This window comes from Halomonas sp. SIMBA_159, from assembly GCF_046536035.1.
Lineage (GTDB): Bacteria > Pseudomonadota > Gammaproteobacteria > Pseudomonadales > Halomonadaceae > Vreelandella > Vreelandella venusta_A.
In genome coordinates, this window is record NZ_JAWJBT010000685.1 from 1 (window position 1) to 268 (window position 268).

The window sequence follows — 268 nt, forward strand, 5'->3', positions numbered from 1 at the left end:
TGATAATATTACCGCCGTAGCTGTGCGGTTTAAACTTCGTCCTTGTGGGTGAGGAGGAGAACCAAGAACTAAGAAGACATAATGATGAAACAAAAGCAGCGATCGCGCTTAGCCCTAACGTTAGGAGATCCCGCAGGAATTGGACCGGAAATTGTATTAAAAGCCTTAGCTGATTCTTCGCTTAGAGAAGAATGTGAAATAACGGTTGTGGGAACGCGATCGCTGCTGGAAAAAAACGCCCAAGAGTTAAACCATCTTTCTGATTTAG

General features: G+C 44.0%; 1 pseudogene. It reads left to right on the forward strand.

Annotation, left to right across the window (positions count from 1 at the left end):
* Positions 1–81: 81 nt before the first annotated feature.
* Positions 82–268, forward strand: a pseudogene (locus R0J87_RS20935) (hypothetical protein); the annotation flags it as partial.